Origin of the sequence: Marinobacter sp. SS8-8, from assembly GCF_030540945.1 — a bacterium.
GTDB lineage: Bacteria > Pseudomonadota > Gammaproteobacteria > Pseudomonadales > Oleiphilaceae > Marinobacter.
The window spans coordinates 222,430-248,899 of sequence record NZ_JASSVN010000005.1; the positions used below are offsets into that span (position 1 = coordinate 222,430).

A 26,470-nucleotide genomic window follows, 5' to 3' on the forward strand; every position below is an offset into this window, starting at 1 on the left:
GAGTTAAAAGACCGGCACATCGGATGTCGCCGGTAAATGTGACATACGGGAGGACAAGGATTGTCCGGAAGTCTGAACAGCTCGCCGTACCCGCCGGGCAGGCGCGGTGCCTCGGTCCTGGGCGTTATCGCCTTCTCTGGTGGCGTCATCTTACTGTATTGGCTGTCGATACTGCCACCTCCGCAGTGGCTGTTAGCACCCGGACTTCTGCTTTTTTTGACCCTTTTCCGTCCGGCGTCTGTCGTGATTCGCCGGTTAACGGTTTTGGCTCTCGGCTTTCTGGTGGGGCTTTCCTGGGCAGCATGGCATGCCCGTAGCCAGCTTTCGGAAGTGTTGCCGCCTGAAGCCGAAGGGAAACGTCTGTCGGTATCCGGTTACCTGTGTGATATCCCGTCACCGGGAAGTTTCGACAGTTTGCGCTTCAGTTTCTGTGTTACCCGTTGGCATAACCTTCCCCCGGTAAACGTCCCGGGCGCGCGCCCGCCCGATTTGCTGCGGCTGGCCTGGTATGGTCACGCAGCAGAGCGATTACCGGGGGGCCGTTTGCGCCTGGAGGTCAAGCTCAAAAGACCGCACGGGAACCTCAACCCGGTGGGTTTCCGGTATGAAAACTGGCTGTTCCGGAAAGGCTACCGGGCCACCGGCAGTGTCCGAAGCGTTCAGCTGGACCCAACCGTGCCTTGTTCCCTGCACTGCCGGTACCGGAGTGCACACCTGGCGTTGAGCGACTGGGTGCAAAACCGGTTCGGCGGCACCGAACACTTCGCACTGGTTTCCTCACTGTTGATTGGTCATCGCGGGTACATGACACAGAAGCACTGGGATGTTCTGAAAGCAACGGGAACCATTCATCTGGTCGCGATCTCCGGTTTGCACCTGGGGCTGGTCGCCCTGGGTGCGGGTTTTTTGTGCCGACGCCTCTTGCTGGCCTGGCCGGCCGGCCGCGTGAGCGAACTCAATGGACGCCGGATTGCCTTTGTTTCCGTACTGGTATGTTGCCTGGCCTACGCTCTTGCGGCCGGTTTTACCGTGCCCACCCGCCGGGCACTGGTCATGGTGATCGTGGGCGGCTGGCTGTTTCTGTTGGCCCGACAGTCACCCGTCTGGCAACCGTTTCTGGTTTCCCTGGCGGTGGTTTTGTTGCTGGATCCTTTTGCACCCCTGGATCAGGGATTCTGGCTGTCGTTTGCGGCCGTAGCGGTACTTATCGCCGTATTCTCAGCGCGACTGGCAGGAGCCGGTTGGTTGGCTAGCCTGTTGGTTGCCCAGATCTCGGTGTTTGCCGGCTTATGGCCAGTTCTGGAAACTTTCGGGCAGGGGCAGCCCCTGGCGGGATTGCTGGCAAACCTGATTTCGATTCCCTGGGTATCCCTCGTGGTTATGCCCCTGCTGGTCACGGGCGGGCTGATGACTGCCGCTATTCCGGAAGCGGCGAACCTGTTCGGTCCCGCATTTGATACGGTGCTCGGTCTGCTCTGGCATTTTCTGGACTGGCTCGCACGTTGGCAAGTGCCCGAAATCGCTGCCAGCACCGAAGAAATCGCTGCGGTATCGATGCTGACTGTGTTTATGGTGTTTGCGCCATTCAACGGGTTTCGGCTGGTGGCGGTTGTGTCGGCACTTGTGTGGCTGGGATCTTCACCCTCATCGTTACCGCAGAATGCCCGGGTGGATCAGCCCGAAATCCGGGTTTGGGATGTCGGGCAGGGCTTGTCGGTGCTTGTCCGTCACGGTCGGGAGGTCCTTGTCTACGACACCGGGCCGGCCGTGCCCGGGGTGTTTTCAGCCGTTGAATCGACGCTGTTGCCAACTCTGAAGGCCGAGGGCATCCACAGAATCGATACCCTGGTGATAAGCCATGGGGACAGTGATCACGCCGGAGGTGTATCAGAGCTCGCGGAGCAGGTTGAAATCGGTCGCGTTGTTGCCGGCGAAACCGGGGCAATCAGGAATCAAATTCCGGGTGTGCCCATCGTACCCTGTGAACGGGCCACCGAAACCTTTGGAGCTCTGACCATCGACTACTGGCAAGGGGAGGGTGCTTCCGAGGGCAACGATGCGTCCTGTGTGATCCGGATCCATCATCCCGAATCGGGTATTGAATGGATACTGCCCGGGGATATTACCGAGTCCGTGGAATCGCAGTATCTGGCCTTTCTTTCGGTCGGCGGTAAATTGCGTCATTCGGGCAGTCGGGTGGTCATCGCTCCCCATCATGGCAGCAAGACATCCTCTTCTGAAGCCTGGGTTCAGGGGCTTGATCCCGACTGGGTAATCTATACCGCCGGATACCGCCACAGGTATGGTCATCCCCATCAAATGGTAACCGCCCGTTACCGGCGCTCTGGTGCGATCCCACTGAACACCGCCTGTTCCGGCAGCGTATTGATGACTATCGCCGATAACCGGTTGGTGTTAAAGGAAATGCGTCGTGAGGCGCCGTTCTGGATCGGTGGCCCGGGGCTGACCCGTGACCAATGTAAAATACCGTGACATTGCCGCTGTGGCCTCCAGGGGTAGCTATGCTAAAGTAGCGCGGCTTGTAAACAATCAGGGAGACCAAGCGTGTTCGAGCTGTTGAAAGCCGGTGGCATTCTGATGGTGCCAATTGTTGCCTGTTCCATACTGGCGCTTGCCATCATTCTGGAACGTTTCTGGACCCTTCGTGCTTCCAGGGTTGCGCCGTCGCAGACCATTAACGAACTGTGGCGCTGGATCAAGAAAAAAGAACTGAATGGCCGGAAACTGAAAGCCCTTCAGGGATCATCTCCCCTTGGCCGGATTCTGGCCGGCGGCCTGATCAACGCCAAGCATGGCCGCGAAATCATGAAAGAGAGTATTGAGCACGAAGCCAGTCAGGTGATCCATGACCTGGAGCGCTTCCTGAACCCGCTGGGCACCGTGGCCACCATCACACCGTTGCTGGGGCTTCTGGGTACCGTGATCGGCATGATCAAGGTCTTTGCCGAGATTCAACTGGCTGGTGTCGGTAACGCGGGCAACCTGGCCGGTGGCATTTCCGAGGCGCTGATTACCACGGCCGCCGGCCTGAGTGTGGCCATTCCCGCGCTGATCTGTCACCGCTATTTCATCCGCAGGGTAGACGAGCTGGTGGTCGGCATGGAACAGGAAGCCATCAAGCTGGTTGAGGTTGTGCACGGAGACCGCGAAATCGACGTGGAAGGAGCCTGAACACCGTGAAGTTCAAGCGCCAGAGAAGCCAGGAAGTCGGGGTTGACCTGACACCATTGATCGATGTGGTATTCCTGCTGCTGATTTTCTTTATGGTTTCCACAACCTTTACCCGGGAGAGCCACCTGCAGGTGGAACTGCCGGAGGCAAGCGGGGAGCCCGCAGAGGCCTCGGAGGTCAAGCAGATTGACGTGGTGATCAATGCCGAAGGGCAGTACATCCTGAACGACCGCACGCTGGTCAATAACCAGCGTGAAACCCTGGAGCGGGGTGTGCGTGAGCTGGCAGAGGGTAACAGCTCGATGCCGTTTATCATCACGGCGGATGCCCGCACCCCCCACGAATTTGTGGTTCGTGCCATGGATGTTGCCGGCCGCCTGGGGTTTGCAAAGCTGAGTATCACTACGGAGCGGGAGGCTGAGAATCAGTGAGGGTAACCGAGCCTCTGCCTGATCCCTCTCCGGCAGTGCCGGCCGGCAGCTGGGAAACCTACAAGCGTTTGCTGGCCTACGTGAAGCCGTTCTGGATGGCGTTTTCCCTTGCTGTGCTTGGCAACGTTATCTATGCCGCTGCCTCGACCGGTATGGCGGCCGCCATGGAATATGTGATTGCGGCCATTGAGAACCCGACCGACCAGAACCGTCTGTTGCTGACCCTGGTTATCGTGGGTGTGTTTGCGTTTCGCGGGGCCGGAACCTTCCTGAGCCAGTACTTTATCGGCTATGTCGGCCGTCAGGTGATTAACGCACTGCGTAACGACGTATTCAATCGCCTGATGACGCTGCCCTCCCGGTACTTCGATGACCATGCGGCAGGACGTTTGGTTTCCAAGCTTACCTTTAACGTCGAGCAGGTGGCGGAAGCCACCACCAATGCGGTGACGATTACCCTGCGTGAAGGCCTGACCATCATTGGCCTGCTGGGTTTCATGTTGTACACCAACTGGAAGCTGACACTGATTTTTCTCGCCGTCGGACCGCTGATCGGTGCGGTGGTGAGTTATGCCAGTAAACGTTTCCGAAAAATCAGTCAGCGGATTCAGGGGTCCATGGGAGACATCACCCATGTGGCCTCCGAATCCATTACCGGATACCGGGTGGTGCGGACCTTCGGTGGTGAAGACTACGAACGCCAGCGTTTTCGGGAAGTTAACGATAAAAACCTCAGGCAAAGTCTCAAGATGGCATCGACTCAGGCGATCAGTGTTCCTGTCATTCAGGTGCTGGTGGCCATTGCGATCGCCGGTCTGGTCTGGATGATGCTGGCTCCTGAAATCCGGGGTGGGATGACCACCGGCCAGCTTGTGGCGTTTATAACCGCGGCGACGACCATGGCCAAGCCCATCCGGCAGGTAACGTCGGTCCACGCCAAGATACAGAAGGGCGTGGCGGCGGCTTACGATGTGTTCGAAACCATTGACGAATCGCCGGAGCAAGACCCGGGCAGCTATTCCCCCGGCCGTGTTGAAGGCAAGATCGAGTTCGATGATGTGTCTTTCCGGTATCGGGATCAGTTGGACAACGTACTGGAAGGCATTTCGCTGCGGATTCCCGCAGGGCAGAGTGTTGCGCTGGTCGGCCGCTCCGGAAGCGGGAAATCCACCCTGGTAAGCCTGTTGCCGAGGTTCTATGAATTTACCGGTGGTGATATCCGCATCGATGGCCATTCACTGCGGGACTTCTCGCTTAAGGCCTTGCGGGCACAGATTGCTCTGGTCACCCAGAGCGTTGTGCTGTTCAACGACACCATCGCCGCCAATATCGCCTATGGTGCGCTCAGGGATTGCAGTCGCGAAGAAATCCGGGAGGCAGCGGCCAAGGCCCATGCCCTCGAGTTCATTGACCGGATGCCCGAAGGCCTGGACACCATGATTGGTGATAACGGCGTGATGCTTTCCGGTGGCCAGCGCCAGAGGCTCGCTATTGCCCGGGCATTGCTCAAGAATGCACCGATCCTGATCCTGGATGAGGCCACGTCTGCGCTGGATACGGAATCCGAGCGCCACATTCAGGATGCCCTTGAAACCGTGATGCGGGGGCGTACCACCCTGGTGATCGCACACCGTTTGTCCACCATCGAAAAGGCAGACCGGATACTGGTGATGGAAAACGGTCGTATTGCTGAATCCGGCCGTCATGATGAACTTCTTGCCACCGGTGGCGCCTACGCTCAGTTGCACCAGATGCAATTCAGTGAGCAGTCATGAGCTCGTGGCTAGACCGTCTCTGGTATGGCAGACATCGTCCTCTGGGGTTTCTTGCACCGTTTTCCTGGCTATACCGCAGCCTGGCGGAAGCCCGCCGCCGCTCTGCGTGGGAGGCTCGTGATGACTCGCTGCCGGTTCCGGTTGTGGTTGTTGGCAATATCACCGCAGGTGGTACCGGTAAATCGCCCCTGACCGCCTGGCTGGTTTCTGAACTGGCCGGTGACGGGTGGCGCCCGGTGATCCTCAGCCGCGGGTATGGTGGCAAGGCTGCTAATTACCCCCTCGAAGTTAACGCCCGGACCAGCCCCCTGGAGGCCGGCGACGAGCCTGTAATGCTGGCTCTCAGCACCGGGTGCCCGGTTGTTGTGGATCCCCAGCGCCGGCGCGCGGCGGAATATGCCCTGGACAGAAATCTCGGAAACCTGCTTGTCTGTGACGACGGTCTCCAGCACTACAAGCTGCCCCGGGATGTGGAATTGTCGGTGTTCGATGGCAGGCGTGGCGTTGGCAACGGTGCGCTGATTCCGGTGGGACCACTGCGCGAACCGCTCTCCCGGCTTGCCTCCGTGGATTTTGTTATTGTTAACGGAGCGGATCATTCCGATCAGGTCATGGGGAGTTTTGCCGGTATAGAGCACCCACAGATCTACTCAATGGTACTCGAACCCGGAACCCTGGTTCACGTCAGGACCGGTAAACCCCGGCCCATTTCTGATCTGAAGGGGCTGCCTGTAAGGGCGGTGGCGGGAATCGGCAATCCGTCCCGTTTTTTCGATACACTCAGGGCACTGGGCGCCGTGGTTACCGAAGCAGCTTTCCCGGATCATCATCGCTTCCGCGTTGCCGACCTGAATGCCGGCCCGGATGATTTGATCGTTATGACTGCGAAGGACGCGGTGAAATGCCGTGGTTTCGCTCCTGACAACGCCTGGAGCCTGGCCGTTGAGGCCAGGTTGCCGGACCGGTTCCGGGACGCTCTTCTGGCGCGGGTTCGCCAGTGCTCTGAACAGTTAACTTCTTGATAGCGAGTGAGTAAGCACCATGGATAAAAAATTGTTGGCAATGCTGGCCTGTCCGGTCTGCAAGGGCGACCTGAAGCTCAATGACGCCCGAACCGAGCTGATCTGTTATCAGGATGCCATGGCGTTTCCGATCCGGGAGGGGATTCCGGTCATGCTCGCCACCGAGGCCCGGACGCTGTCCACCGACGAACGCCTGCACAAGCGTTAAAGTCAAAGGCCATCAGGGTAGCGACACTATGTCTTTTACCGTTGTGATTCCGGCGCGATATGCCTCCACCCGCCTTCCCGGGAAGCCGCTGGCGGATATCGCCGGAAAGCCCATGATTCAGCATGTCTGTGAGCGCGCCGGCGAAAGCCGGGCGGACCGGGTGGTTGTCGCGACCGATGACGAACGTATCCGGAGCGTCTGCCAAGGCTTCGGTACTGAAGTGGTCATGACATCGCCAAACCATGCCAGCGGCACCGACCGGCTGGAAGAAGTCGCACGGGTGCTCCGTTTTGAGCCGGACCATCGTGTCGTAAACGTGCAGGGTGATGAGCCCCTGATTCCGCCGGAGCTGATCAATCAGGTGGCGGACAATCTGGAGTTTTACCCGGACGCCGCCATTGCCACCCTGTGCGAGCGCATCCACGATCCGGAGCAGGTTTTTAACCCCAATGTGGTCAAGGTGGTGTTCGACCATCAGGGCATGGCCCATTATTTCAGCCGTGCGCCCATTCCCTGGGCCCGGGACCATTGGCAGGATGGCACGCCTTTGACCCGTGTCGACGTTTCCATGCCTGATCACATCGGTTACTTCCGGCACATCGGCATCTACGGTTACCGGGTCTCGGTGCTGGGGCAGTTTGTCCGTTGGGCGCCCGCGCCAACCGAGTTCACCGAGTCCCTTGAGCAATTGCGGGCCCTGTATAACGGCGCCCGGATCCACGTGGATGTGGCGTCGGTGAATCCGCCCGCCGGTGTGGATACCGAAAGCGATCTGAAACGGGTGAGGGAATGGCTGGAAAGGAGAAGCAACGACAATGGCTGAACAGGTAGACATTGATTCCTGTGGTACTGCGGGTTTGCTGGCCGGTATCCGGGAGCGGCTGACTTGAGGCAGAATCCGGAGATCCTGGAAGACGTTCAGATGGAGTCGCTGAACACGCTTCGTGTGTCTGCCCGGGCCCGTTTTTTTGTCGAGGTCGAAAGTGCTGCCGAGCTGGCCTGGTCGCTGGAGTGGGCAGCAAAAGGGCCGCACAAGACTCTGATTCTCGGCGGTGGAAGTAATCTGGTGTTTGCCGGTGATTTCCGGGGGCTGGTTGTTCGCATGGCCATCCGGGGGCGGAGCTGGGAGCGAGTCGTTGATCACCGGGCCACGCTGGTTCTGGGCGCCGGAGAGAACTGGCACGAGGCTGTCCTGTACGCTGCCAGGGCCGGTTATCGCGGTATTGAGAATCTGGCCCTGATTCCGGGCACTGCAGGCGCCGCTCCGGTTCAGAACATTGGCGCCTATGGGGTTGAACTACGTGACTGCCTGGAATCGGTCACGGCACTGGATTGTGCCACCGGTGAGTTGGTTACCCTCAGCAATGCCGAGTGCCGCTTCGCCTATCGCGATAGCCTGTTCAGGCACACCCCCGGTCGTTTCGTGATTACGGAAATCCGCCTGGGGCTATCCCGTAACAAGCCTCTGGCACTGGGTTACCGTGACCTTCAGGAGTACCTCGATGATACGCCGGACCCTGCTCTGAACGCCCTGGATGTCGCCGAGGCGGTCATGGCGATCCGGAGGCGCAAGCTGCCGGACCCGGCCATGATTCCCAACGCCGGCAGCTTCTTCAAGAACCCGGTGGTGGATATGGCGCAGTTCGATTCGCTCAGAGCGCAGCATCCGGGTATTGTCGGATACCCTCAGGAGCGTGGCGTTAAACTGGCTGCGGCCTGGCTGATCGACCAGAGTGGCTGGAAAGGTTTCCGGAATGCCCGGGTGGGTGTTCACAATCGCCAGGGGCTGGTTCTCATTAATCACTCCGGCGGCAGTGGCAGAGACATTCTGGCGCTGGCGGAGGAGATCCGGGAATCCGTTAAGAAGCGGTTCGGAGTTGGTCTGGAAATGGAACCCGGCATTGTTGCCGGGGCCGGGAGCCCCTGACGGCACTTGTTCGGCAGTACCGTCAGCGTTTAAGCATGTCGTCCGACGGGTCGGGGTCAAAGCCCTTTACGGGGCGAAGCATTGACCAGGAAAGGCAGTGCCTCAGCCACCGGGATATCCCGCTTTTCCTCATCCCGGCGCCCCTTGTACTCGAGAGTGCCCGCCGCAAGGCCCCGTTCGGAGACCACGAACCGGTGCGGAATACCAATCAGCTCCATATCGGCAAACTTCACACCCGGGCGCTCGTTGCGGTCATCCAGAAGTACATCATAGCCCGCCTGGCGCAGCTGTACGTACAGTTTCTCGCCGGCTTCGGCAACCGTGGGTGATTTGTGGGCGTTGAGTGTGACGATGGCAATCTCGAACGGGGCAATGGCGTCCGGCCAGATGATGCCCTTGTCGTCGTGGTTCTGTTCAATGGCGGCGGCGACGATCCGGGATACGCCGACACCGTAGCAACCCATGTCCATGATCACGCTCTTGCCGTTCTCGTCCAGGACCGTGGCGTTCATGGCAGTGCTGTACTTGTTGCCGAGCTTGAAGATATGCCCAACCTCGATACCCCGGCGGATTTCCAGGGTACCCTTGCCGTCGGGGCTCGGGTCGCCTTCTACTACTTGGCGCAGGTCTTCCACGCGATCCAGCGGGACGTCCCTTTCCCAGTTCACGCCGGTCAGGTGGAAGCCGTCCCGGTTGGCGCCGCAGACAAAGTCCGCCAGGTGAGCGGCACTGCGATCAACGATCACCGGCACGTTCAGCTTGACCGGGCCAATGGAGCCCGCCTTGCAGCCAGTAGCCAGTTCGATTTCCTCATCCGTCGCCATGGTCAGGGGCTCAGCCACGCCTGCCAGGTTTCCGGCCTTGATCTCGTTCAGGGTGTGGTCGCCCCGAAGGATCAGTGCCACCAGGCCTGAGTGGCCTTCCTCATCGGCCTCGGCCTTGACCAGCAGGGTCTTGACCGTGCGCGTGGCATCAATGCCCAGGAATTCAGACACGGCGTCAATGGTTTTCTGGTCCGGAGTGGCGACTTCTTTCAGCGCTTCAGCAGGCGCGGGGCGCTGGCCGGCAGGGGCCAGGGCCTCGGCCTTCTCGATGTTGGCGGCGTAGTCGCTGCCGGTGCTGAAGACGATGTCGTCCTCACCGGAGGAGGCAAGCACATGGAATTCATGGGAGGCGCTGCCGCCAATGGCACCCGAGTCGGCCTGTACCGGGCGGTAATCCAGCCCCAGGCGGTCGAAAATCGCGCAGTATGTGCGGTGCATGAGCTGGTAGGTCTCATCCAGGGACTCGGCATTGATATGGAAGGAGTAGGCGTCCTTCATGATGAATTCCCGGGCACGCATCACGCCGAACCGGGGACGGCGCTCATCCCGGAATTTGGTCTGGATCTGATAGAAATTGGCCGGCAGCTCCTTGTAGCTCTTGAGCTCGTTGCGGATCAGGTCGGTAATGACCTCTTCGTGGGTCGGGCCAAAACAGAAGTCCCGGCCGTGACGATCATTCATCCGCAGCAGTTCTCCGCCGTACTGGGTCCAGCGGCCGGATTCCTGCCACAGTTCCGCGGGCTGAACAGCCGGCATCAAAACTTCCTGGGCACCGCTCTTGTCCATCTCTTCACGAACAATCCGTTCAACCTTGCGCAGAGTCCGCAGCCCCATCGGCAACCAGGTGTATAACCCGGCAGCCAGTTTGCGAATCATGCCGGCACGCAACATCAGCTGGTGGCTGATGATTTCCGCGTCGGCGGGGGTCTCTTTCTGGGTGGCAATCAGGTAACGGCTTGCTCGCATCGTGTCTTCCGTTTGTCAGAAATCTGGAGTGTTAGACTAATGGACAGTCGGCGGTTGGCCCGCTGCAGCCCTTATTTTTCGCAAAGTGGTCGTTATTGTACGGAGCCTGTTGCACAAGGTACAGATGATGACCGACGAATCCATTGATGCTGCCCCTGGGCCACCTCTCCTGATTCAGGACAGGTAGCCCAGGGGCAGGGCGGTACTGTCTATTACCCGTCGAAGCACAAAACTTGAATGCACGCCACTGACCCCCTGAATCCGGGTGATCCGGTTGAGCAGGAAATGGTGGTAGTGGTCCATATCCGGAACCACGACTTTGAGCATGTAATCGGCATCCTGCCCGGTGATCAGGTAGCACTCCTGCACTTCCGGGTAGTCGGCGACCTGCTCTTCAAAGGTGGCAAAACGCTCTGGCGTATGTCGGTCCATGCCGATCAGGATGATCGCCGTGAGTGACAGGCCCAGCTTCTTGTGGTCCAGGATGGTCACAGTCCTGACAATGATGCCCGCTTCCTCAAGGGCCCGAACCCGGCGCAGGCAGGGAGAGGGAGAAAGCCCCACCTTTTCCGCCAGTTCCTGGTTGGTCAGGGAACCGTCGTTCTGGACCTGCTCAAGGATTCTCCGGTCAATTTTATCAATTTTAATGAGGTTTTTCTGATTATCTGGCATAAAATTCCACGAATAATATATAAATAGCAATTAATGAATTAAAAGTACGCTTTTCAACCAAACTTCGCAATCAAATATCAGCGTTATCGCGTTAACCTGTACACGCTGAGAATTTCATTCCCGAAACCGCAAGGAATAACACCCATGGCTTTTGATCATCGCAAATACGTTGCCTTCAAACCGGTTGCCAAAACGGATCGCCGCTGGCCCGACAAGGTCATCGAAAAGGCACCGACCTGGTGTGCGGTGGACCTTCGGGACGGCAACCAGGCGCTGGTGAAGCCCATGTCGGTTGCGCAAAAGCAGCGGATGTTCGATTTGCTGGTCAAGCTGGGTTTCAAGGAAATTGAAATCGGTTTTCCCGCTGCGAGTCAGCCTGACTTTGACTTCTGCCGCAAGCTGATCGAAGAAAACCGCATTCCTGAGGATGTGAAGATCCAGGTACTGACCCAGGCCAGGCCGGAACTGATCGAGCGTACCTACGAGGCGCTCTCCGGTGCCCGCAAGGCCATCGTGCATGTCTATAACTCGACATCGACCGTGCAGCGGGAGCAGGTGTTCGGGCTGGACCGTGACGGCATCCGTGATATTGCGGTAAACGGTGCGAAGGTGGTCAGGGACATAGCAGCACGCCATCCGGAAACGGAATGGACGTTCCAGTATTCACCGGAAAGTTTCACTGGCACCGAGCTGGATTTCGCGGCTGACGTGATTGATGCCGTGAGCGATGTCTGGCGTCCGGACCAGGGGCAGGCGATGATTGTCAACCTCCCCGCGACCGTTGAAATGGCAACGCCGAATGTGTTTGCCGACCAGATTGAATGGATTTGCGACAACATCCAGCGCCGTGAGCACATCCGTATCAGTGTGCATACCCACAATGATCGTGGCTGCGCCGTGGCGGCTGCGGAACTGGCTGTGATGGCCGGTGCCGACCGCGTTGAGGGCACCCTGATGGGTAACGGGGAGCGCACGGGCAACATGGATCTGGTCACCATGGCCATGAACCTCTATTCCCAGGGCATTGACCCCGCGCTGGATCTTTCCGGAATGGCGGAGATCAGCGAGCTGGTTGAGGCCTGCACCGAAATCTCCACTCATCCCCGCCACCCCTATGCCGGGGAGCTGGTGTTCACTGCCTTCTCGGGCAGTCATCAGGATGCCATTCGCAAGTGTCTGGCGCGCCGGGAAGAAGGGGGTGCCTGGAATGTGGCCTACCTGCCCATTGATCCGTTTGATGTAGGCCGCCGGTACGAGGAGGTTGTGCGTATCAACAGTCAGTCTGGCAAGGGCGGTGTCGCCTATGTACTGGAACGGGATTACAACATCAGCCTGCCGCGCTGGCTGCAGATCGAGTTCAGCAAGGTGGTGCAGAGAGAGGCGGAAGCCAATGGCGGTGAGATCGATTCACTGACCATTCACCGGCTGTTCGAGAACCGTTACCTGAAGGTTCATGCTGACTGGGTATTGAGATCCTACGATCTGCACCGGGACGAAGAGGGCGTTCGCGCCGAAGTGTCCGTTGGCAGTGAGTCTGCACCCGTGCGCCTGGACGGCCGCGGCCTGGGTGCCGTGGAAGCGGTGTCCGAAGCCCTGGAAGGCCGGTTTGGTGTCTCCATTGCGGTTGAAGCGTATGACGAGTTTGCCCTGGGTGAAGGCACTGATGCCAATGCCCTGGCCTGTATCCGGCTGACTGCCAATGGCAGGCACTGCAGTGCGGCGGCACTGGCGGAAGATACCACCTCCGCAACACTGCAGGCGCTGTTCTCGGCCGTAGCGCAGGCGGTGGGAATCGAAATGCCGGCGCCGGCGAGGGAAGCCGAGGTTGCGGGCGCCTGAGCCAGGCCGACGCCCGGAACGACACAAGCCGGCACGAATGCCGGCTTGTTGATTTTCCGATGCCCGTGAGGGGCAAAGGACGGAACGTAACCCTCAGACGGGGGTTACGTTTTCCGCCTGGGGACCTTTCGGGCCCTGTGTAACGGTGAACTGCACCTGCTGGCCTTCGGTCAGGGTACGGAAACCGCTTGAATTGATTGCGCTGTAGTGAACAAACACGTCACTGCCACCGTCCTGAGCGATAAAGCCAAAGCCTTTGGACTCATTAAACCACTTAACGTGGCCAGTTTTAGTATCGGACATTGATCTTTCCTGTCTTTCTGTAATTTACCCTCACGGGACCTTCAAATTCCATGCGGAACCGATGCTGAGAAATCCAGAGAGTACTGAGGAAAGGGGCAACGAAGAGCACTTCGGCAGGACGTTGAAACGCATTCACCAAATACCGCTGTATTTTCACAGCAATTTCAGTATAGACCGAGTTCGGGGGGCGTCAACGAAATTTTCAAACCTTTCGCGCAGGTTTTAATTTTTGTAAAAACAACGGGTTGTGGTTTTGGACACAAAGACTCATTGTCCCCGGTCTGACCGGGGACGGTTGTCGGTTGCCGGCAATTCCGCTAGTGGCGGAATTGCTCGCTGATTTCCTCCAGTATGGCCGGGTCGTCAATGGTGCTGGGAACGGTGTATTCCTCGCCATCGGCAATCTGCCGGATCACCCGTCGCAGAATCTTGCCGGAGCGGGTTTTCGGCAGGCGGTCAACCACCAGGGCCCGCCGGAAACAGGCAATGGCACCGATCTTGTCACGCACCATCTCCACCAGTTCATCTTCCAGTTCATCGTGGTCAATGGTCGCACCATCCTTGATCAGCACGAGACCGATGGGGATCTGCCCCTTCATGTCATCGTGAGCACCCACCACGCAGCACTCTGCGATGGCTGGATGGGAAGCCACCACCTCTTCCATCTCGCCGGTAGACAGGCGGTGGCCGGCAACGTTGATCACGTCATCCGTGCGGCCCATGACGAATACATAGCCGTCTTCATCAATAAAACCGCCATCGCCGGAGCTGTAAAATCCGGAAATGGGCTCCAGATAGGTCTTGCGGAAGCGCTCGTCGTCACCCCACACGGTCATCATGCAGCCCGGTGGCAGTGGCAGTTTTACGGCGATCTGTCCCTGCTCGCCCGCGGGCATCTGGCTGCCGTTCCGGTCCACCACCTGGACGTTGTAACCGGGTGAGGGCACCGTCGCGGAGCCGGGTTTGGTGGCCATCATTTCGATGCCGACCGGATTGCAGCATATGGCCCAGCCGGTTTCGGTCTGCCACCAGTGATCGAGAACCGGCAGGCCGGTATGTTCCTTAAGCCATTCGTACGTCGCCGGATCCAGCCGTTCGCCGGCCAGGAACAGGCGCTTCAGTGAACTGATGTCGTAGCGGGAAAGCTGGTCCGCCTCGGGGTCTTCCTTGCGAACCGCCCGGAAGGCCGTCGGCGCGGTGAACAGCATGTTTACCTTATGATCCTCGACCACCCGCCAGAATGCGCCGGCGTCCGGGGTTTTCACCGGTTTGCCTTCGTAAAGTATGGTCGTGCAGCCTGCAAAGAGCGGGGCGTACACAATGTAGCTGTGGCCGACGACCCAGCCCACGTCCGAGGCGGCCCAGTATATGTCTCCGGGTTTGGCGTCATAGACCAGTTCCATGCTGTAGTTCAGGGCAACCGCGTGGCCACCATTGTCCCGGACCACGCCTTTTGGCTTGCCGGTAGTACCGGAGGTATAGAGGATATAGAGCGGATCGGTTGATTTGACGGGCACCGGGTCAGCCGCTTCGGCGGCCGCCATCAGTTGGTTCCAGTCGAAATCGCGACCCGGGCTCAGGTCTGCCTTTGCCTGGGGGCGCTGGTAAACAATGCAGGTTTCCGGTTTGTGGCTGGCCTGGTCGATGGCCTTGTTCACCAGCGGCTTGTATTCGATGACGCGGGTCACTTCGATACCGCAGGAGGCGGTGATAACCGCTTTGGGTGTGGCATCGTCAATGCGAACCGCCAGTTCGTGGGCGGCAAAACCGCCGAACACCACCGAGTGAACCGCGCCGATGCGTGCGCAGCCGAGCATGGCGATAACGGCTTCAGGAATCATCGGCATGTAGATGATGACCCGGTCGCCCTTGGTGATGCCACGATCCCTGAGGGCACCCGCGAAGCGGGCCACCTCTTCGGTGAGTTCGCTGTAGGTGTAGGAGCGTTTGGTGCTGGTGACCGGTGAATCGTAGATCAGGGCTTTCTGATCGCCCCGGCCGGCCCGGATGTTGGCATCCAGCGCCACGTCACAGGTGTTCAGGGTGCCGTCGGGAAACCACTGCCCGTGGCCGTTGTCGGTCGGCTGCCAGATGGTTTTCGGCGGCTCGAGCCAGTCAATTTTTTCCGCCTGTTCACGCCAGAAGTCGTCCGGGTTGTCTATCGACCGCCGGAACTCTGAGTGGTAGTCCATATATTCCACCTCATCGTGCCTGTTGTTGTTTTAGTGCGTTTCCTGACAACTTTAGGCCGTTTGAAATCATGGACTAGTAGACCATTGGCTTAGTCCGGCGGATTTATCGACCGGTTTCCTCCACAGAGCTGACCGATGTTACCTTTGCTGTCAGCTCACCCCTCGCAACCCGGGCGGAAATGCGATCCCCGGCACTGACCGCCGATGCCTCCCGGACAATCCTGCCATCACCGTCCCGCACGATGGCGTAACCACGGCCCAGAGTTGCCAGAGGGCTCACGACGTTGAGGGTCTGTGCTGCGTGTTCCAGGGTTTCCCGCCGATATCGGAGACCCTGTTGCATCAGCGAGACCAGTCGCTCTGTAATACGGTTCACCGTGACCTGGTTTTGCGAAAGCTGTCGGCCAGGTGATTGCATCACCAGCCTCTGGCGCAGGTGGTCATTCCTGATACTTGCCGTGCTCAAGTGCTGTCGGATAGCCTTTTCGAGCCTCAGCTCCAACTCATCCATGCGCTGGGCCTTTTCAAGCAATTCCCGTCTCGGATCCCGCAGTCGCGTAGTCAGATGCCCGAGCTGGGTGCCGAGGCGTTTCAGGGTGAGCTCCATGGCGTTGGCGAGCCTGAACTTCCGCTCACGGAGCTGCTTCAGCCAGTCGGATTGGTCCGGTGAGATCTTTTCGGCGGCCGCCGAGGGCGTTGGGGCACGCAGATCGGCCACGAAATCGGCAATGGTGACATCCACCTCGTGACCAACCGCGCTGACAGTGGGGATTGCGCAGGCCGCAATGGCCCGGGCCACAGCTTCTTCGTTGAAGCACCAGAGGTCCTCCAGAGATCCGCCCCCCCGGCCGATGATCAGTACATCGGCAACGCCATGGGCCTGGGCACGTTCAATGGCACGGACAATATCGGAGGTTGCGGCCTTGCCCTGCACGGCGGTTGGATAAAGGGTAACCGGAATGGCCGGGCAGCGACGTGCCAGTACGGTGAGGATGTCGTGAATGGCAGCACCGGTGGGCGAGGTAACCACACCAATGTGGTTTGGCAGCGAGGGTAGCGGTTTTTTCCGGGTGTTATCGAACAGGCCTTCGGCGAGCAGTTTGCGCTTGAGCACATCAAAGGCCTGCTGCAGTGCGCCGAGGCCGGCCGGTTCCATATGCTCGACGATAATCTGGAAGTCGCCCCGGTTCTCGTAGAGGGTGACTTTGCCACGGATGCGTACCTGGTCGCCTTCTTTCGGCAAGGTCCGGATTCGCTGGTTCAAACCGCGGAACATGGCGCAGCGTACCTGGCACTTCCGGTCCTTCAGGGAAAAGTACCAGTGCCCGGAAGAAGGCCGTGAAAATCCCGACAGTTCACCTTCCACCCACACCTGCATAAAACTGGATTCCAGCAGGTGTCTGGCCTGATGGTTCAGTTCGCTGACGCTGAGTGCCCGGGGGCGGGTGTCCTGAAGGGGAGATGTCACCGGTCTGACTCCGTCGTTATGCATACGCAATAGCCGAAAAATGGGAGGTTAAAAATAGCGAAATTTCAAAAAGATGCAATCGAACGTTGGAAACGGCGCGGTTTACTGTCCCCGAGAGCCCCTTTATAATGGGCCGATTAAGGATTTTGCTTTGTTGTGCCGCCGCGGGTACAGCACTGAAATTTCCAACTTAGCACGTTCAAAAGGCGGATCCCAATGTTGCGAATTGCCGAAGAAGCCCTCACGTTTGATGACGTTCTGCTGGTTCCCGGATATTCAGAAGTTCTTCCCCACCAGGTGAGCCTGCAGACCCGGTTGACCAAAGGTATCACTCTGAACATTCCGCTTGTATCTTCCGCGATGGATACCGTTACCGAAGCAGACCTGGCCATTGCCATGGCCCAGGAAGGCGGAATTGGCATCATGCACAAGAACATGACCGTTGAGCAGCAGGCAGCAGCGGTTCGGAAGGTCAAGAAGTTCGAAAGCGGTGTGGTAAAAGACCCGATTACCGTGACGCCGGATACCACCGTCCGCGAGTTGGTGGATATCACCATGGCGAACAATATTTCCGGCCTGCCGGTGGTCGATGGCCGTGACCTGCTGGGCATTGTCACTGGCCGTGACATCCGGTTTGAAAGCCGGATGGACACTCCGGTGCAGGACATCATGACGCCCAAGGATAAGCTGGTCACGGTGAAAGAAGGGGCTTGCCTGGACGACGTCAAGGAGTTGCTGCACCGTCATCGCATCGAAAAAGTGCTGGTGGTCAATGACAATTTCGAGCTGCGCGGGCTGATCACCGTCAAGGACATTCAGAAGGCAAAGGACTACCCGCTGGCCTGCAAGGATGACCAGGGGCGGTTGCGTGTCGGCGCCGCTGTCAGTACCGGCGGCGACACCGAGGCGCGGATTATGGCGCTGGCAGAGGCCGGCGTGGATGTGCTGGTGGTGGATACCGCCCACGGTCATTCACGGGGTGTGATCGAGCGTGTTCGCTGGGTCAAGCAGAACTTCCCGGAAGTTCAGGTGATTGGCGGTAATATTGCAACCTCCCAGGCGGCTATCGCTCTGGCGGACGCCGGTGCCGACGCCGTGAAGGTGGGTATTGGCCCCGGTTCCATCTGCACTACGCGCATTGTCGCCGGCATCGGCGTGCCCCAGATTTCAGCGGTGTCGAACGTGGCGGCTGCCCTCAAGGACCGCGGCGTGCCGCTGATTGCCGACGGTGGCATACGATTTTCCGGTGATATCGCCAAGGCCATTGCTGCCGGTGCCCATTGCGTCATGATCGGCAGCCTGCTGGCAGGCACCGATGAAGCGCCTGGAGAGGTCGAGCTGTTTCAGGGCCGCAGCTACAAGGCCTACCGTGGCATGGGCTCACTTGGCGCCATGGGGCAGGGCTCCAGCGACCGTTATTTCCAGGATGCCAGTAAAGGCATCGAAAAGCTGGTGCCCGAAGGCATCGAAGGCCGTGTCGCCTGCAAGGGGCCAATGCGCAATATTGTTCACCAACTGGTTGGTGGCCTGCGTGCTTCCATGGGCTACACCGGTAGCGGCACAATGGAAGAGATGCGTACCAAGCCGGAATTTGTCCGCATCACCAATGCCGGCATGCGCGAGAGTCACGTGCACGATGTGACCATCACCAAGGAAGCGCCAAACTACCGTATCGGTTAATCATCGCCATACCAGACGCGGCTCCCCTGAGGGCCGCGTTGTTCATTTTGCCCCGAGGACTCCATGGCCCAGAACATTCATGACCACCGCATCCTGATTCTCGATTTCGGTTCCCAGTACACCCAGCTCATTGCCCGCCGTGTACGGGAGATTGGTGTCTACTGTGAGATCAGGGCGTTTGATATTACCGAAGAAGAACTCAGTGAGTTCAACCCGAAAGGGATTATTCTTGCCGGTGGGCCTGAGTCGGTCACACAGCTGGGCGGCCCCCGGGCACCGGAAGGCCTGTTTGAGCGTGGTATTCCGGTTCTCGGTATCTGCTACGGCATGCAGACCATGGCGGAGCAGCTCGGCGGCCGGGTTGCCAGTTCCGAGAAGAGGGAATTTGGCTACGCCCAGGTAAAAGTGCGCGCCGCCGGCCCACTGCTGCGGGATATCACCGATCACCTGACCGTCACCGGCGATTCACTGCTGGATGTCTGGATGAGCCACGGTGACAAGGTGGTGGCTATGCCGGAAGGCTTCGAGCTGCTGGCGTCTACCGAGAGCGCCCCCATTGCCGCCATGCAGGACCTGAGCCGGAACCTCTTTGGTGTTCAGTTTCACCCGGAGGTGACCCATACCCTCCAGGGCAAGCGGATTCTCGAGCACTTCATCCTGGATATCTGTGGGTGTGAAGCGTTGTGGACGCCGGCGAAGATTGTGGACGACGCGGTCCGGCAGATCCGGGATCAGGTCGGCAGCGACAAGGTGCTGCTGGGCTTGTCCGGTGGTGTCGACTCCTCCGTGACTGCCGCACTGTTGCACCGCGCGATCGGTGATCAGCTGACCTGTGTGTTCGTGGATAACGGCCTGTTGCGTCTCCACGAGGGCGACCAGGTGATGGACATGTTTGCCCGCAATATGGGGGTGAAAGTGATCCGGGTGGACGCGGAAGACCTGTTCCTGGCCAAACTCAAGGGCATCAACGATCCTGAGCAGAAGCGCAAGATCATCGGCAACACCTTCATCGATGTATTTGACAACGAAGCGGTCGCCATCCGCGATGTGAACTGGCTCGCCCAGGGCACCATTTATCCGGACGTCATCGAGTCAGCCGCCTCCAAGACTGGCAAGGCACACGTCATCAAATCCCACCACAACGTGGGTGGCCTGCCGGAAACCATGAAAATGAAGCTGGTGGAGCCGCTGCGGGAACTGTTCAAGGATGAAGTGCGCCGGATTGGCCTTGAACTGGGCCTGCCTTACGACATGGTCTACCGCCACCCGTTCCCGGGCCCGGGCCTGGGCGTGCGCATTCTCGGTGAAGTGAAAAAGGAATACGCCGATATCCTGCGCAAGGCAGACGCCATTTTCCTGGAAGAACTCCATCGTGCCGATCTCTACCACAAGACCAGCCAGGCGTTTGCCGTGTTCCTGCCGGTCAAGTCGGTGGGCGTGGTGGGCGATGCCCGCCGCTACGAGTACGTGGTGGCCCTGAGGGCGGTTGAAACCATCGATTTCATGACCGCCCGCTGGGCACATCTGCCGTACGATCTGCTCGAAACCGTCTCCAACCGGATCATCAACGAGATTGCCGGTGTGTCCCGGGTAACCTACGACGTATCCTCAAAGCCGCCGGCAACCATCGAGTGGGAGTAGGCGGAACTGGCAGCTACTGAATTGCAACAGCAGGTATTATCTACCCAGGTATTATTTGCGCAGTTACCGCGTGCTCAAAAACCATCTCGATAACAAGGACCCGGATACCATGAGCAATTATGGGACGCCGTACCACCGCCAGGGTAAACCGGCAGTCCTCGCCGCGCTGCTGCTCTTGCTGTCCGGCTGCGCAACCTACAAGCCACAACCGCTGGATACAGCGTCACCGCTTCGCGCCAGAGTCGACGCGCTGCGCTTGCATGCGGCACCCCCGTCAGGCGAGGCCGGCGCGGATTACATCGTCAATCCGGTCGACGGACTGGATCTGACCGAGATCGGTATTCTGGCCGTGCTCAATAATCCGGATCTGACAACGCGGCGCGCGCAATGGCGGGTAGCCGAAGCCCAGATGTTCAGTGCCGGACTGTGGCCTGATCCGCAAGTGAGTTACGGATTAGACAAACCGACCGGTAATACCTCGGGTCTGGTCAATGCCTGGTCGCTGGGATTGAACTACGATCTCATTCCCGTCGTTACCCGCGGCGCACGCGTCGAGGCGGCCGGCAGGCAGCAGGATCAGGTGCGTCTCGACCTGCTGTGGCAGGAATGGCAGGTCATGCAGCAGGCGCGACTGCTGGCGGTGCGTCAGCAACTCGAATCCGAACGGTTGACCCTGCTGAACAGAATGCACGCGCTGTACAGCGACCGCTACGGGCGGTCCGCCAGGGCGCTGCGCAGCGGCGATATCACACTGGATGTCAACGGCACCGACCTGACCGCGCTGCTGGACACCTTGAGCCAGATCAACCAGCTCGAACAAACGCACAACCAGACGCGGCACGATCTGAACTTGCTTCTCGGTCTCGTGCCGGACGTGGAGATTATCTTTACACCCCTGCAGCCGCCAACGCCGCTGGCGCGGGAACAGGTCGATGCGCAGCTACAGAGCCTGTCGGAGCGGCGCCCGGATTTGCTCGCGCTCAAGGCCGGCTATGCCAGTCAGGAAGCTAGCGTCCGGGCCGCGATTCTCGCCCAGTTTCCCTCGCTGGGTATCGGCATCACCCGGGCCAGGGATACCGGCAACGTTGATACAGCCGGTTTCAGCATCAGCCTGAGTTTGCCGCTGCTCAGCGGGAATCGTGGCAATATCGCCATCGAGCGCGCCACCCGCGAACACTTGCGTGAGGACTTCCGCGCGCGCCTGGCACAGGCGCAGACGGATGTCGCCCGCTTGTTGACATTACAAACGATTTTACAGCGCCAGATCGACGATCTGCAGCGCTACCTGCCGCAACTGAAAACGCTGGTCGATCGTGCCGAACAGGCTTACAGTAAAGGCGATATCGACGCGCTGACATTTCTGAACATGGAATCGACCTGGGTGAACAAGCGCCTGGAACAGATCGGCCTTACGCAGACGTCCTGGGAGAATGATATCGCCTTGACCGCCTTGCTGGCGCTGCCTTCGTATCCCCGTCAGCCGCTTTTGACGCTGCCCGAGGAGAGGAAACAGGCGCCATGATAAGAAAACGGTTAACACATCACATTGCGCTGTGGGCATACCTGATGCTGTGCGTTGTCACAGCGCCGGTGACCGGGTCGGAAACGCCCAGCGTGCTGGTCAAGACAACGGCCGTGGAGCAACAACAGGTCAGCGAAACACTGACCGCCTACGGCACGCTCGACCCGGACCCGGACCAGGTCTTGAGTCTGTCCCTGCCGCACGCGGGCTTGATCAATCGCGTCTGGGTCCGTCTCGGCCAGCGTGTCAAAAGCGGTGACAGCCTGCTTGAAGTCATCACCGCGCCGGATGCACGCATGCAATATCTCCAGGCGCAAAGCGCAGTGGACTACGCACAGCGCGAGCTGGACCGGCAACAGCGTCTGCTCGGCGAGCAACTGGCGACCAAGGCTGCCGTCGACGCTGCTCGCAAGAACCTGCAGGACGCCCGGGCCACGCTGGAGGCGCTGAAGCAGCGCGGACAGGGTCTGGAGAAGGAAACGCTGCGCGCACCCATGGACGGTATCGTGACCCGGCTGGATCTGTCCCAGGGACAGCGCGTCCAGGCTGACACCACGGCGATGCTGATCGCCGCCGAACAGCGTTTGATTGCGCGTCTGGGCATTGAGCCGGAAGACCTGGCCCGCGTGCAGCCCGGGCAGTCTGTGATCATCACCTCGGTGTTCGTGCCGGATATCTCGATCGATTCCCGGGTACGCGAGGTGCACGCCATGGTCGATCCGGCGACGCATCTGGTCGAGGTGCTGGTGCCGATACCTGACAATGCCAGCCGCGGTCTGGTATTGGGTAGTCGGGTGATCGGCACCCTGCAAATGGCTTCCAGTGAGTCCCTGGTCGTCCCGCGCAGTGCCGTCCTGTCAGACCAGGGGCAGACGTACGTTTTCACGGTTGCCAACGGCAAGGCGCACCGTGTTGTTGTTACCGCAGGTAACGATGCGGGTGAGCGGGTGGCGGTGAGCGGCGATCTGCAAGTCGGCGACCGCGTCGTGACCAGCGGCAATTATCAGTTGGTCGACGGTATGGCAGTCCGGGATACCCCCTGATGGATGTTGCGCACTGGGCGGCGGCGCACCGCCGCTCGATCCTGTTTCTCGTCGGCATTCTGGCGCTCGCCGGCATTGCGGCCGGGCTGAAACTGCCGGTGGCCCTGTTTCCGCACGTGGATTTCCCCCGGGTAGTGGTGTCGATCAATGCCGGCGACCGTCCGGCTGACCAGATGGTCATCGCGGTGACCCGCCAGGTCGAACAGGCGGTGCGTTCGGTGCCGGGGGTCGCCAGCCTGCGCTCGACGACCAGCCGCGGCAGCGCCGAACTGTCGATCAATTTCGCCTGGGGTGACGACATGGTGTCGGCCATGTTGCAGGTCGAGTCGGCGGTCAACCAGGTGCTGCCGGAGCTGCCGCCGGGTACGCGTTTCAGCGTCAGGCGCATGGACCCGACGGTGTTCCCGGTCACCGCCTACAGCCTGACCTCGGACAGCGAATCACTCGTGCAGTTGCGCGATCTTGGCGAGTACCAGCTCATCCCGTTGCTGTCCTCGATAGACGGTGTCGCCAAGGTGGTGGTGATGGGCGGTGAGCAGGCGGAGTTCCGGGTGGAGGTCGACCCGGAAAAACTGGCGGCCTATGGGCTGACGTTCAGCGATGTCGCCACGAGTCTGTCGGCCAGTAATGTTCTGCAGGCCGTGGGGCGGCTGGAAGACCATTACAAACTCTACCTGCTGTTGTCCGATACCCGCATCCATTCGCTGCAAACGATCGAGAACACGGTGTTGCGAAGTGGCGCCGATGGTCTGGTGCGCCTGGATGATATCGCTGATGTGAAAGCGACCACCGTGCCGCAGTGGTTGCGCGTGACTGCCGATGGCCACGATGCCGTACTGGTGCAGGTGTATCAGCAGCCCGGCGGCAATACCGTACAGATTGTCGACGCCGTCAAGCAGCGTCTCGCCCGGTATCACGACAAGTTGCCGCCGGGCGTGCGTATCGCCAACTGGTATGATCAAAGCGAGCTGATTACCGAGTCGGCGAAGAGTGTGCGCGATGCGATTGCCATCGGTGTCGCACTGGCTGCACTGGTGCTGTTGCTGTTTCTGCGCAGTCTGAAGATCACCCTGGTTGCCATTCTGGTCGTGCCCGCCGTGCTGGCCAGCACCATCCTGTTGCTCAAGGTGCTGAATATGAGCTTCAATATCATGACGCTGGGCGGCATGGCGGCGGCCGTGGGTCTGATCGTGGACGATGCCATTGTCATGATCGAACACATCATCCGCCGCCTGCGCGAACGCGGTTCGGACCTGGCTTTGAGTATTCGCGACGCGGCGATCGAATTTACACCGCCGCTGACCGGGTCTTCGGCGGCGACCGTGATCATCTTTGCGCCGTTGGCCTTTCTCAGCGGTGTCACCGGCGCCTTTTTCAAGGCGCTGTCGCTGACCATGGCCAGCAGCCTGGTCATTTCTTTTCTGCTTGCCTGGCTGGCCGTGCCGCTGCTGGCCGAACACTTGCTCAAGCGCAAAGACGCCGAGCGCGAAGACGTCGGCCCGCTGTTTGCGCGTCTGCTCTCCGGGTATGAACGCCTGATGCAGCGCCTGGTGACAGCGCCCTGGCTGCTGCTGCTCGGTATCGCGCCGCTGTTGCTGGTGGGCTATATCGCTTACCATCAGGTCGGCTCGGGATTCATGCCGCACATGGACGAGGGCGGTTTTATTCTTGACTACCGCGCGCCGGCGGGCACGTCGTTGACCGAAACGGACCGCCTGCTCAGGCAGGTGGAAACCATCCTGCAGGACGAGCCGGCGGTCGAGACCTATTCGCGGCGCTCCGGCGCGCAACTGGGCGGCGGGCTCACCGAAGCCAACGAGGGCGATTTTTTTGTGCGGCTCAAGCCGTTGCCGCGTGCGCCCATCGACCAGGTGATGGATACCGTCCGCGGGGAGATCGAGAGCAAGGTGCCGGGCCTGGAAGTCGAGATGGCGCTGTTGATGGAAGACCTCATTGGTGATCTGACCGCTGTCCCGCAGCCCATCGAGATCAAGCTATATGGTGACAGGCCGGATGAGATCATGAGCGTTGCGCGGCGCGTGGCGGCGGCCGTAGGCAAGATCGCCGGGGTGGTTGAAGTCAAGGATGGTATCGTGCAGGCCGGCGATGCGATCAATGTTATTGTCGATCGCGACAAGGCCGCGCTGGAAGGCATCGATCCTGATGGCGTAACCCGGCAACTGGACGCCTGGTTTAACGGGCTGGTGACCACCCAGGTGCAGGAGACGGTCAAGCTGATCGGCGTGCGGCTGTGGGTGCCCGAGGCAGCGAGAGACCGGAGCTCAGCGATCGAGCAGATCTGGCTGCGTGCGCCGGATGGACACCGTTTTCCGCTAAAGCGTATTGCAAGCGTGACTGTCGAGACCGGTCAGCCGCAGATCACGCGTGACAATCTTAAACGCATGGTCGCGGTGACCGGGCGTATCAGTGGCCGAGACCTGGGGTCTACGATCCGTGACGTGAGGACGACCCTGTCGGGCCAGGGCATGCTGCCCGCCGACATGTATTACGAACTCGGCGGTCTGTATCAACAACAACAGATCGCCTTTCGCGGATTAATGGCGGTTTTCGTGGCGGCGCTGGCCCTGGTGTTTTTGTTGTTACTGTTCCTGTATGAGCAGTTCGCCGCAGCGGTTGCGATCATGGTCTCGCTTTTGTTGGCCATGGCAGCGGTGTTTACTGGTTTGTGGCTGACCGGGATCGAGCTGAATATCACCGCCATGATGGGCATGACCATGATCGTCGGGATTGTCACCGAAGTGTCGATTTTCTATTTTTCCGAGTACCACGAACTGCTGCGCAAGGGAATGGATGCATCCACCGCACTGGTTCAGGCGGGCCGAAACCGTTTACGGCCGATCACTATGACGACGCTGGCTGCGATATTGGCCCTGCTGCCTCTGGCGCTGGCACTGGGTCAGGGTTCGGCCATGCAGCAGCCGCTGGCGGTGGCAATTATCTCCGGCTTGTTGATTCAGATACCACTGGTGGTGATCGTCATGCCATTGTTATACAGGGTGCTCCAGGGCGGGTGGCGGTAACACCGGACGTGTGTGCCGGGCATGGCACAAAACTAGAGAGGTGGAAGTCCTCTTGCCAGGTATTCGCAGAGCCGAAGGCTAGGAGAAGGGCAAGGTTAGCATCGCGAGGTGTTGGCTGGAGGAAGCCCAATCCAAAGTTGCGGGGCGATGGACAAGAACCGAATATGAGGTGTGACGTATCTGAGACGAGTGGGCACGTGACCACGAAGTCCTCCATCTGCAACTGGGATACGTTTTATAAATTCGGTGTTTACGCAACGACAGTTTTGTGTCTTACCCCGGGAGGTCTGTAGCGTGTGAACGGACGCACTGAAACCGGAGCGATCCGGTTTGACCGCGTTACAGAAATCAGCAGAAGGCATATTAGGTGAGTCCTCGACTCACTGAAGGCCTGAACATTATCGGAGATTGACCGTTTTGAAGCATTGCCCTGTATTCGTAGACCCGCGGACACAATCCCTCATTCAGAGGGGCAACGGGTAATGGGAGAAAGGCGCAACCCATCTCCAATCGGAAAGGAGTGACAGAAATTTGTAAAATATTGAATTATAATAATAAAAACGTAACTATTCAGCTCACTTTTTCTCAAAAAGTGCTTGACAGGGTTTTTTCTCAAATCCCGGGAATTTCGGCCGCGCCCGGGACGTTGCGGTAAAGGGGCGCTCAAGTCGCCTGTCAACCCGTCAGTGGTGTTTTAAGCGGACAGACATCCCCGGGCAGGTCG

At 59.4% G+C, this 26,470-nt stretch carries 19 protein-coding genes; 14 read left to right on the forward strand and 5 right to left on the reverse strand.

Annotated elements, in window-relative coordinates:
- Positions 1-60 precede the first annotated feature (60 nt).
- The 8 genes from QPL96_RS07765 (at position 61) to murB (ending at position 8,555) form a co-directional block, all read left to right on the forward strand.
- The gene (locus QPL96_RS07765; RefSeq protein ID WP_303286809.1) at positions 61-2,493 is read left to right on the forward strand and encodes a DNA internalization-related competence protein ComEC/Rec2; all 2,433 of its coding nucleotides are present in this window, start codon (positions 61-63) and stop codon (positions 2,491-2,493) included.
- Positions 2,494-2,565: 72 nt separating this feature from the next.
- On the forward strand, positions 2,566-3,192 hold the full coding sequence (locus QPL96_RS07770) for a MotA/TolQ/ExbB proton channel family protein (protein WP_117617401.1): 627 nt from the start codon (positions 2,566-2,568) through the stop codon (positions 3,190-3,192).
- A gap of 5 nt (positions 3,193-3,197) precedes the next feature.
- Positions 3,198-3,623 (forward strand): biopolymer transporter ExbD, encoded by a 426-nt coding sequence (locus tag QPL96_RS07775; protein ID WP_303286810.1) that lies wholly within the window; start codon positions 3,198-3,200, stop codon positions 3,621-3,623.
- The gene (gene msbA / locus QPL96_RS07780) at positions 3,620-5,398 is read left to right on the forward strand and encodes a lipid A export permease/ATP-binding protein MsbA (RefSeq protein WP_303286811.1); all 1,779 of its coding nucleotides are present in this window, start codon (positions 3,620-3,622) and stop codon (positions 5,396-5,398) included. Before QPL96_RS07775 ends, msbA begins: the two co-directional genes overlap by 4 nt.
- Complete coding sequence (gene lpxK / locus QPL96_RS07785) at positions 5,395-6,420, forward strand: tetraacyldisaccharide 4'-kinase (RefSeq protein ID WP_303286812.1); 1,026 nt, start codon at positions 5,395-5,397, stop codon at positions 6,418-6,420. The genes msbA and lpxK overlap by 4 nt, the downstream gene beginning before the upstream one ends.
- 19 nt (positions 6,421-6,439) lie before the next feature.
- The gene (locus QPL96_RS07790) at positions 6,440-6,628 is read left to right on the forward strand and encodes a Trm112 family protein (RefSeq protein WP_303286813.1); all 189 of its coding nucleotides are present in this window, start codon (positions 6,440-6,442) and stop codon (positions 6,626-6,628) included.
- Between the two features lie 28 nt (positions 6,629-6,656).
- Positions 6,657-7,451, forward strand: coding sequence for a 3-deoxy-manno-octulosonate cytidylyltransferase (gene kdsB, locus QPL96_RS07795; RefSeq protein WP_303286814.1), 795 nt, complete (start codon positions 6,657-6,659; stop codon positions 7,449-7,451).
- 63 nt (positions 7,452-7,514) lie between these two features.
- Positions 7,515-8,555 carry a UDP-N-acetylmuramate dehydrogenase gene (murB, locus tag QPL96_RS07800; RefSeq protein WP_303286815.1) on the forward strand — a complete coding sequence of 347 codons (1,041 nt, stop codon included), beginning with the start codon at positions 7,515-7,517 and terminating at the stop codon, positions 8,553-8,555.
- 56 nt (positions 8,556-8,611) lie between these two features.
- Here murB and QPL96_RS07805 read toward each other — a convergent pair whose 3' ends face one another.
- Both QPL96_RS07805 and QPL96_RS07810 read right to left on the reverse strand, forming a co-directional pair.
- Entirely contained in the window at positions 8,612-10,345 is a 1,734-nt protein-coding gene (locus tag QPL96_RS07805; RefSeq protein WP_303286816.1) for a proline--tRNA ligase, read from the reverse strand.
- Between the two features lie 174 nt (positions 10,346-10,519).
- Positions 10,520-11,017, reverse strand: coding sequence for an Lrp/AsnC family transcriptional regulator (locus QPL96_RS07810; RefSeq protein ID WP_303286817.1), 498 nt, complete (start codon positions 11,015-11,017; stop codon positions 10,520-10,522).
- 144 nt (positions 11,018-11,161) lie between these two features.
- Between QPL96_RS07810 and leuA the strand changes: the two genes are divergently transcribed.
- Entirely contained in the window at positions 11,162-12,856 is a 1,695-nt protein-coding gene (gene leuA, locus QPL96_RS07815) for a 2-isopropylmalate synthase (RefSeq protein ID WP_303286818.1), read from the forward strand.
- A gap of 93 nt (positions 12,857-12,949) precedes the next feature.
- Here the strand turns inward: leuA and QPL96_RS07820 are convergent, their stop codons facing one another.
- The 3 genes from QPL96_RS07820 to xseA form a co-directional block, all read right to left on the reverse strand.
- On the reverse strand, positions 12,950-13,159 hold the full coding sequence (locus tag QPL96_RS07820; protein WP_048494874.1) for a cold-shock protein: 210 nt from the start codon (positions 13,157-13,159) through the stop codon (positions 12,950-12,952).
- Between the two features lie 317 nt (positions 13,160-13,476).
- Positions 13,477-15,351, reverse strand: coding sequence for a propionyl-CoA synthetase (locus QPL96_RS07825; protein WP_303286819.1), 1,875 nt, complete (start codon positions 15,349-15,351; stop codon positions 13,477-13,479).
- A gap of 103 nt (positions 15,352-15,454) precedes the next feature.
- Positions 15,455-16,843 (reverse strand): exodeoxyribonuclease VII large subunit, encoded by a 1,389-nt coding sequence (gene xseA, locus QPL96_RS07830; RefSeq protein ID WP_303286820.1) that lies wholly within the window; start codon positions 16,841-16,843, stop codon positions 15,455-15,457.
- 192 nt (positions 16,844-17,035) lie between these two features.
- Here xseA and guaB point away from each other — a divergent pair, with 192 nt between their 5' ends.
- The 5 genes from guaB to QPL96_RS07855 all read left to right on the forward strand — a co-directional run bounded on the left by guaB (position 17,036) and on the right by QPL96_RS07855 (position 25,746).
- Entirely contained in the window at positions 17,036-18,499 is a 1,464-nt protein-coding gene (gene guaB / locus QPL96_RS07835) for an IMP dehydrogenase (protein ID WP_303286821.1), read from the forward strand.
- Positions 18,500-18,562: 63 nt separating this feature from the next.
- Positions 18,563-20,140, forward strand: a complete 1,578-nt coding sequence (gene guaA / locus QPL96_RS07840; protein ID WP_303286822.1) for a glutamine-hydrolyzing GMP synthase — start codon at positions 18,563-18,565, stop codon at positions 20,138-20,140.
- 55 nt (positions 20,141-20,195) lie between these two features.
- Positions 20,196-21,662, forward strand: a complete 1,467-nt coding sequence (locus QPL96_RS07845) for a TolC family protein (RefSeq protein WP_303286823.1) — start codon at positions 20,196-20,198, stop codon at positions 21,660-21,662.
- Entirely contained in the window at positions 21,659-22,705 is a 1,047-nt protein-coding gene (locus QPL96_RS07850; protein ID WP_303286824.1) for an efflux RND transporter periplasmic adaptor subunit, read from the forward strand. Before QPL96_RS07845 ends, QPL96_RS07850 begins: the two co-directional genes overlap by 4 nt.
- Complete coding sequence (locus QPL96_RS07855) at positions 22,705-25,746, forward strand: efflux RND transporter permease subunit (RefSeq protein ID WP_303286825.1); 3,042 nt, start codon at positions 22,705-22,707, stop codon at positions 25,744-25,746. Before QPL96_RS07850 ends, QPL96_RS07855 begins: the two co-directional genes overlap by 1 nt.
- Positions 25,747-26,470 lie beyond the last annotated feature (724 nt).